The sequence below is a fragment of the Pseudomonas agronomica genome (assembly GCF_025917275.1).
Taxonomy (GTDB): Bacteria; Pseudomonadota; Gammaproteobacteria; order Pseudomonadales; family Pseudomonadaceae; genus Aquipseudomonas; species Aquipseudomonas agronomica.
This window is the reverse complement of sequence record NZ_JAOSHO010000227.1, coordinates 1-7,972: the sequence shown is the minus strand read 5'-3', so window position 1 is coordinate 7,972 and position 7,972 is coordinate 1. Positions and strand designations below refer to the sequence as shown.

Annotated in this window: 9 protein-coding genes; 6 read left to right on the top strand and 3 right to left on the bottom strand. The window is 62.9% G+C overall.

Features of this window, described 5'->3' with window-relative positions; genetic code table 11:
* Window positions 1-45: 45 nt before the first annotated feature.
* From OC610_RS16485 to OC610_RS16475, 3 genes are all read right to left on the bottom strand, one after another.
* On the bottom strand, window positions 46-996 hold the full coding sequence (locus tag OC610_RS16485) for a PDR/VanB family oxidoreductase (RefSeq protein ID WP_264429082.1): 951 nt from the start codon (window positions 994-996) through the stop codon (window positions 46-48).
* Window positions 993-2,078 carry an aromatic ring-hydroxylating oxygenase subunit alpha gene (locus tag OC610_RS16480; RefSeq protein ID WP_264429079.1) on the bottom strand — a complete coding sequence of 362 codons (1,086 nt, stop codon included), beginning with the start codon at window positions 2,076-2,078 and terminating at the stop codon, window positions 993-995. The genes OC610_RS16485 and OC610_RS16480 overlap by 4 nt, the downstream gene beginning before the upstream one ends.
* Before the next feature lie 126 nt (window positions 2,079-2,204).
* Window positions 2,205-3,110, bottom strand: a complete 906-nt coding sequence (locus OC610_RS16475; RefSeq protein WP_264429077.1) for a LysR substrate-binding domain-containing protein — start codon at window positions 3,108-3,110, stop codon at window positions 2,205-2,207.
* A 157-nt stretch (window positions 3,111-3,267) separates the two neighbouring features.
* Between OC610_RS16475 and OC610_RS16470 the strand changes: the two genes are divergently transcribed.
* From OC610_RS16470 to OC610_RS16445, 6 genes are all read left to right on the top strand, one after another.
* Window positions 3,268-4,392, top strand: a complete 1,125-nt coding sequence (locus OC610_RS16470) for an NAD(P)/FAD-dependent oxidoreductase (RefSeq protein WP_264429076.1) — start codon at window positions 3,268-3,270, stop codon at window positions 4,390-4,392.
* The gene (locus OC610_RS16465; RefSeq protein ID WP_264429074.1) at window positions 4,382-4,711 is read left to right on the top strand and encodes a (2Fe-2S)-binding protein; all 330 of its coding nucleotides are present in this window, start codon (window positions 4,382-4,384) and stop codon (window positions 4,709-4,711) included. Before OC610_RS16470 ends, OC610_RS16465 begins: the two co-directional genes overlap by 11 nt.
* A complete protein-coding gene (locus OC610_RS16460; protein WP_264429072.1) occupies window positions 4,704-6,077 on the top strand; it encodes an FAD/NAD(P)-dependent oxidoreductase in 1,374 nt (457 codons plus the stop codon). Before OC610_RS16465 ends, OC610_RS16460 begins: the two co-directional genes overlap by 8 nt.
* Window positions 6,074-6,424 (top strand): RidA family protein, encoded by a 351-nt coding sequence (locus OC610_RS16455; protein WP_264429071.1) that lies wholly within the window; start codon window positions 6,074-6,076, stop codon window positions 6,422-6,424. The genes OC610_RS16460 and OC610_RS16455 overlap by 4 nt, the downstream gene beginning before the upstream one ends.
* A gap of 147 nt (window positions 6,425-6,571) precedes the next feature.
* Window positions 6,572-7,348: an ABC transporter substrate-binding protein gene (locus tag OC610_RS16450; protein WP_408636603.1), complete on the top strand. Its 777-nt coding sequence runs from the start codon at window positions 6,572-6,574 to the stop codon at window positions 7,346-7,348.
* Window positions 7,349-7,415: 67 nt separating this feature from the next.
* A complete protein-coding gene (locus OC610_RS16445; protein ID WP_030140658.1) occupies window positions 7,416-7,841 on the top strand; it encodes a GlcG/HbpS family heme-binding protein in 426 nt (141 codons plus the stop codon).
* Window positions 7,842-7,972 lie beyond the last annotated feature (131 nt).

The window sequence follows — 7,972 nt, the reverse complement described above, 5'->3', positions numbered from 1 at the left end:
CGCGAGCAAGCTCGCTCCCACAGGGTTTTGTAGAGGGCTGCGGACTCAGACATCCAACACCAACAACGGCGTCCTGGACCTCGAACAGCACGGCGTGAACTGGTCGTTGCAGGCTTGCTCGGCTTCAGTGAGGAACATGTCCCGATGCTCCGGCACGCCTTCCAGCACTCGGGTCAGGCAGGTGCCGCAGACGCCTTGCTCGCACGAGATCGGGATCTCGACGCCATGGCTTTCCAGCACCTGGACCACGGTCCTGTCCGCCGGTATCTCGAACACCTGGCCGCTGCGTGCAAGCTTGACCGAAAAGCAGCCATCGGCGCGGGTGTCGGTCGGGGCTGCGGAGAAGTATTCCCGGTGCAGGTTGGGTTCCCGCCAGCCTTGGGCCTTGGCGGTGTCGAGAATGTGCTGCATGAAACCGCCGGGGCCACACACGTAGAGGTGCAGGTCGTCACTGGGCGACGCCAGGACCCGAGCGGCATCCAGCGCCGTGGCGGGGTCTTCATCGAAGTGCAGGAAAACCCGGTCGGCATAAGGCGATTGCTGCAAGCGTTCGACGAAAGCGGCGCGATCCCTGGACCGGGCGCAATAATGCAGGGCAAATGCGGCACCGCTCTGGGCCAGGTGTTCGGCCATGCACAGGATCGGCGTGATGCCGATCCCGCCGGCAAACAGCAAGCTGCGCCGCGCTTCGGCGGCAAGGGTGAACAGGTTGCGCGGTTCGCTGATGAGCAGGCGCATGCCCGGCCGGATCTGCTCATGCAGGCTGCGCGAGCCGCCCCGTGACGCGGGATCCTTGAGCACGCCGATGAGGTAGCGATGCCGTTCTTCAGGATGATTACACAGCGAATATTGGCGGATCAGCCCGTCGGGCAAGTGCACATCGATATGGGCGCCGGCGGTAAAGGCCGGGAGTGGCTGGCCGTCGACAGGTGTCAGCTCGTAGCTGCAGATGTCCAGGGCTTCGTCGTGCCGCGCCGCGACTTGAACTTCGATCATGGCCGTTGCTCCGCGTGTTGCGGCTGGCGGGTGCTGGCGATCAGGGCCGCTTCTTGCTCCTGCTCCCGGGCGATCCAGCGTTCCAGCACCCGGCGCGATTGCACGCCACCGGCGTCAATGTTGAGCTTGAGCAGGTTGCGTTGCGGATGGTCCAGCAGGTTGCGCTGCTGGCGTTCGAGCATTTCCAGGTCTTCGCTGAAAATCCTGCCCTGGCCTTCGCGAATGCTGGCGGTCAGCGCTTCGTCCTGGGGCTGGAAGTGCCGGGCCATGCCCCAGAAGTACCAGATGGACGTCTCGGTTTCCGGGGTAATGAAATCCACCACGATGCTCGACGCCTTGAACTGCGGCGCCGCGTGATAGCCGCCCTTGCCGGCATGGGCCACACCGACTTCGATCAACACATGGCTGGGTGGGGTGAAACGGCAGATTTGCCAGCGTTCCACCGGCACATCGTCGGCCAGGTTGTTGCCACGCAGCGCCATGCGCCAGAACGGTGGGGCCATGATGTTTTCCATGTGCCGGGCGGTGACCACTTCGTCGCCTTCGACGGTGGTCACTGGCGGCGCCTCGTCGATTTCCTTCTGCCCGATGCTCGACGCATGCACGTAGGTTTCGTGGGTCAGGTCCATCAGGTTGTCGATCATCAGGCGATAGTCGCAGTGAATGTGGAACAGGCCGCCGCCGTACGCCCATTCGTCGTTCTCGGCCCACTCCAGGTGGGGGATCAACGCCGGGTCGGCCAGTGCCTGCTCACCCGGCCAGACCCAGATAAACCCGTGGCGCTCCTGCACTGCAAAGGTCTTGTTGCAGGGAAACCCGCGTACCCGCTGGCCAGGCATCTCGACGGTCCTGCCATCGCCCCCCATCACCAAGCCATGATAGCCACACACCAGGTTGCCGTTTTCGACATAACCCAGCGAGAGCGGTGCGCCGCGGTGCGGGCAGAAGTCCTCGACAGCGGCGACCTTGCCTTCGTGCCCGCGGTAGAAAACCATTTTCTCGCCACAGATCTGCCGCCCCAGCGGCTTCTCCTCAATTTCATCAGGCGTGCAGGCGACGTACCAGGTGTTCTTGGGGTACATGAGCGGATCTCCAGGCTGGTTTTGTTTTTATCTGTGGATCCATTAACTCTCTTAACTAATTTGCTTGTCAACGATTTTGGCGGATCTTCTGATGATTATCCGCTCTCAATGGATCCATTGGGCCACCTAAAAGCGATACGCCACCGGCACCTGCACCTCGATGAAGCGCTGCATGTGCGCCAAAAAACTCGCCTGCAATTTCGACAGCGGTCCCTGGATCGGCAGCAGCATGCTGAAGTCCATTTCAATCGCCGGTTCGAAGGCGCGAAAGACGATGCCGTTGCCCCGGTACTCAACGGCACTGATCGCGTCCACCAGGGCCACGCCGAGGCCCTGTTCGACGAAGGTGCACATCGGCTGGGAGAGTTGCGTCTCCAGCCGCAGTTCACGCTCCACGCCGTGGGCGGCGAAGATCGCGTCGATGTGCTGGCGAGAGCCAATGGACTGGGGGTAGGAAATGAACGGCTCGCCCTGCAAATCTTCAGGCCGGATCGTCGAGCGAGTCTCCAGGCGATGGCCGACGGGCAGGGCGCAGAGCATCCGCGTGGCCAGCAATCTTTCGGCGCGGGGACTGGGATAGGTGTTGGGCAGGACGATCAGGCCCAGGTCACAGCGTTGGCCGACGATCAGATCCACCACTTCTCGCGACGACTGCACCATCAGGGTGATCTGCACCTGGTCATGCTCGGCCATGAACGCGGCGATGGCCCGTGGCAGGAACGACAGGCCCATGGCCGGCGCGCAGGCGATGTGCAGCGAACCGCGCTTCAGATTGCGGATGTCCTGGGCGGTGCGCGCGATCCGCTCCACGCCCAATAGCGAGCGCTGCACCTCCTGATACAGCGTCATGGCGTCGGCGGTGGGTTGCAGTCGGCCCTTGACCCGGTCGAACAGGCAAAAACCGATGTCCTCTTCCAGGCTGGCAATCAGTCGGGTGGCGGCGGGCTGGGAGATATGCAGCATTTCGGCGGCGCGGGTCACGGTCTGGCCCAGGATCACCGCGCGAAAGGCTTCCAGCTGACGAAGGTTCATGACGGGTCATCCATCCATAACAAAAAGACATGAGCTGGCCAAAATAAAGCATTTTTCAGCGGCGTGTCAGCGCCCTAGGATTTGCGTCATCAACTCATAGGGCCGCTAATTCGGCGTTTTGCTGAAAAGTGACGGCCATACGTAGCCAAGAGCAGCCATGCAAAAAACTGATGTGATCATCGTAGGCGGTGGCCTGGTGGGTATGTCCATCGCTTATGGCCTGGCCTTGCTCGGACGCCAGGTAAGCGTGCTCGACGAGGGCGACGACGCCATCCGCGCCGCCCGGGGCAACTTCGGTCTGCTTTGGGTTCAGGGCAAGGGCTACGGCATGAGCCCTTATGCGCAATGGACCCGTGAATCGGTGGCGTTGTGGCCACGCTTCGCCGCAGCGCTGCAAGCCGATACCGGGATCGATATTTATCTGCGCCAGCAGGGCGGTTTCCAGCTGTGCCTGAGCGAAACGGAAATGGCCGAGGAAGCCGCGCGCCTGGGGTGGCTGCGCGAGGCCCTTGACGGTGACTACCCCTACGAGCTGCTGGACTCGGCGCAATTGCGCAGCCGTCTGCCGGGCATCGGGTCCGATGTGGTGGGCGGTTGCTTCTCGCCCATGGACGGCCATGTGAACCCGTTGAAACTGTTGCGTTCGCTCTACGCGGCGTGCAAGTCGCGTGGTGTCAGATTGATCAACGGCTACCACGTCGACGCCATCGAACCGAATGACACGGGTTTTCAATTAAGGACAGGCGATCAGCGTTGGTCGGCCCGCCAGGTTGTCCTGGCCGCCGGCCTTGGCAATCGCGCCTTGGGCGAGCAGGTTGGGTTGGATGTGCCTGTACAGCCGAACCGCGGGCAGATTTTGGTGACCGAACGCCTCAAGCCCTTTCTGCATTATCCCACCACCTATGTTCGCCAGACCGACGAAGGCACGGTGCAGTTGGGTGACTCCCACGAATCAGCCGGTTTCGACGATGGCACCGGTAGCCAGGTCATGGCCGCTATCGCCAGGCGCGCCGTGCAGTGTTTTCCGCTGCTGGGGGACGTGCATTTGGTGCGGGCCTGGGGCGCATTGCGGGTGATGAGCGCCGACGGGTTTCCGATCTACGAAATGTCCCAGGGCTGCCCGGGGCTGTCGGTGGTCAGTTGCCACAGCGGCGTGACGTTGGCCGCCGCTCATGCCCTGCGCCTGGCCCCTTGGATGGCCGGTGAATTCGATGACCCCGCCGTGAAGCCGTTCGGCCTGCACCGCTTCAATTCATCCATGGAGATGCACCATGTCGGCTGACAGCCTTTTCCGGTCTTTGGCCGCCGCGCAGCAGAACGTATCGATCGAATTCGAAGGCCAGCCGTTGAGCGTGCCGGACAAGGTGTCCCTGGCGGCGGCCTTGCTCGCCAGTGGTCTCCGTCACACCCGCGAAAGCGCTATCAGCGGCAGGCCCGCCGCACCGTATTGCATGATGGGCGTGTGCTTCGAATGCCTGGTGCAGGTGGATGGCCAGGCCAACGTCCAATCCTGCCTGGTGCCCGTGCGCGCGGGCATGCGCGTGCGTCGGCAATGCGGCGCCGCAGCTTTGGTGCCGGTTGGGGAGGTGAGCGATGAGTGACGTCGCGATCGACCTGATCATTATCGGTGCCGGACCGGCCGGCATGAGCGCGGCGCTCGAGGCCCGGGCCCATGGATTGTCGGTGGCGGTGCTGGATGAGCAGGCCAGCCCCGGCGGGCAGATCTATCGCCAGGTGCTTCAAGCCGATGCCCGCAGCCGTGCCGTGCTGGGCGCCGATTACAGCGCCGGAGCGAAGTTGGCGGCCGACTTCAGCCAATGCGGAGCTCGCTATCTGCCCAACGCGGCGATCTGGCAAGTCACGCCGCAGCGAGAGGTTCACTACTTGGTCGAAGGCCGTGCGCGAATCCTGCAAGGGCGCCATCTGCTGATCGCCACGGGCGCCTTCGAACGGCCCATGCCGATGCCCGGCTGGGCCTTGCCCGGCGTCATGACAGCCGGCGCGGGGCAGATTTTGCTCAAGAGCGCGGCCATGGTCCCGGCGGGTCCCGTGGTCCTGGCAGGTTGCGGTCCGTTACTGTATTTGCTGGCGGTGCAGTACTTGCGGGCAGGAGTTGCCGTCGAGGCGCTCGTCGATACCAGCCAGGGACGTGATCTGCTCAAGGCCTGGCGCACAATTCCAGGTGCGATGCGAGGTTGGCGCGACTTGCTCAAGGGCGCGGGGCTCCTGGTTGAACTGAAGCGTGCCGGCATCCGCCATTTTCGAGGTGCCGGTAACCTGCGCATCGAGGGTAATGATCGCGCCAATGCCTTGAGCTTCGTCAGTGGCGGGCAGCATCACCGAGTGTCCGCCGAACTGATTTTATTGCACCAGGGCGTGGTCCCTCATACGCAGATCAGCCGGTCACTGCGCCTGGAACATGACTGGAGCGAGTCGCAGCTGTGCTGGGTCCCGCGCCGCAATGGCGTCGGCGAAACCAGCGCCGCGGGCATTTATATCGCCGGTGACGGCGGCGCCATCGGTGGCGCGCAGGTTGCGCAGCTCGAAGGGCGTCTCGTCGCCGCTACCATCGCCGGGCAACGCAACCGAACGCGTCTGATTCAAAAAGCCTTGGGTCGCGCCCGTGCCGCGCGCCCTTTGATCGACGCACTTTATCGTCCCCCGGCACAGAGCTGCGTGCCGGCCGATGACGTGATGGTGTGTCGCTGTGAAGAAGTCAGCGCCGGTGATATCCGCCGCTATGTCGACCTGGGCTGTTTGGGTCCCAACCAGACCAAGGCCTTCGGCCGTTGCGGCATGGGCCCGTGCCAGGGCCGCCAGTGCGGCTTGAGTGTCACCCAGATCATCGCCGCCCATCGCCACGTGCCGCCCGCCGAGGTGGGCTACTACCGCATTCGTCCGCCCCTCAAACCGATCACGCTGGCCCAACTGGCCGGCGAAAGCCACTCACTGGAGGAACTGTCATGACCATCCAACGAATCGAAAGCAACCCGCGCCTGAGCCGCAGCGTCGTGCACAACGGCGTGGCCTGGCTCAGCGGCATCGTCGCCGCTGACTGCAGCCAGGACATCCAGGGCCAAACCCGCCAGGTGTTGCAACGGGTCGACGAATTGCTCGCCGCGTCGGGCACAGACAAACGTCGCCTGCTCAGCGTGCAGATCTGGATGAAGGACATGGGCCGCGATTTCGCCGCGATGAACGCGCTATGGAGCGACTGGGTCGAGCCCGCGAACACCCCGGCGCGGGCCACCGCGCAAGTGGCCTTCGATGACCCGCAGATCCTGCTGGAACTCATCGTCACCGCAGCGGTGTAGCACGCCGGACCGCTGTCCTGCCGTTACCGGGCAAGACGACCACCAGAGCCGTCGCCCGCGCTTGTTCACATTGCTGCTGCCATAACGGACGACTTTTCGCCGAGCGTCCGAACTCAATAACATCGCATCCGGAGCTAATGAATGAACATCAAACGCATTGCACTCAAGCTGGGCCTCGTCTCGTTGCTGGCGTTCGGCGCCAACCTGAACGCCGCCGAAAACTCGTTGCGCATCGGCATCGAAGCGGCCTATCCACCGTTCGCCTCGAAAACCCCGGACAACGCCATCGTCGGTTTTGACTACGACATCGGCCAGGCCCTGTGCGCCGAAATGAAGGTTCGCTGCGACTGGATAGAACAGGAGTTCGACGGCTTGATCCCGGCACTCAAGGTGAAGAAGGTCGACGCGGTGATTTCTTCCATGTCGATCACGCCGGAGCGCATGAAATCGGTCGACTTCACCAACCGTTACTACCGCATCCCGGCCCGCCTGGTGTTTCGCAAGGGCAGCGGCATCAGCGAGATTCCCTCGCAGCTCAAGGGCAAGCGGATTGGCGTGCAGCGGGCGACCAACTTCGATCGTTACGTTACCGACAAATTTGCCCCGGCGGGCGCCGAAGTAATCCGCTATGGTTCGCAGAACGAAATCTTCCTCGACCTGCTGGGCGGCCGCCTGGACGCGACGATGGCCAGCTCGGTGGTGATCGACGAAAGCTTGCTCAAGCGCCCGGAAGGCAAGGATTTTGAATTTGTTGGCCCGAATTTCGTCGAAGAACAATACTTCGGCACGGGCATTGGCATCGCGGTGCGCAAGAACGATCCGCTGGCGAGCCGTTTCAACCAGGCCCTGGCAACCATTCGCGCCAATGGCACCTATGACCGGATTCGCCAGAAGTATTTCGATTTCGATATCTACGGCGAATAATCCTCGCAATGATCCGAATCCCGCAGGCGTTAGTCGGCGGGACTCATCGCACAGCACGGAGTGACTCATGAAAACCAAAGCGGTACTCACCGAGCAGGATGTTGCTCAGTTGCTGGTGGCGGCGAAGGAGCTGGCTCACCAGCGCCAATGGGCCGTATCGGTCTGCGTGGTAGACGATGGCGGGCATCCCTTGGGGCTGCTGCGCCTGGACGGTGCCTCGCCCTTATCGGCCTACATCGCTACCGAAAAAGCCCGCACCGCCGCCATGGGCCGGCGTGACAGCAAGGTCTTCGAAGACATGATCAACGGCGGTCGCCTGGCCTTCCTGAGCGCCCCGCACTTGCAAGGCATGCTCGAAGGTGGCGTGACCATCCGCCACGATGGCGAGTGCATTGGTGCCATCGGGGTTTCCGGGGTGAAGGCCGAAGAGGATGCGGAACTGGCACGATTGGCCGTGGAGACCGTGTTGCCGGTGATTACGCCGGATGCCTGATGGCGGGCCCTTGGATGGCGCTGCACATCCAACATCTTTGTTGACTGTGACACCGCCATCGCGAGCAAGCTCGCTCCCACATTGGATCTCCGTTAGCCCGCTAGCTATTGTGGGAGCGAGCCTGCTCGCGA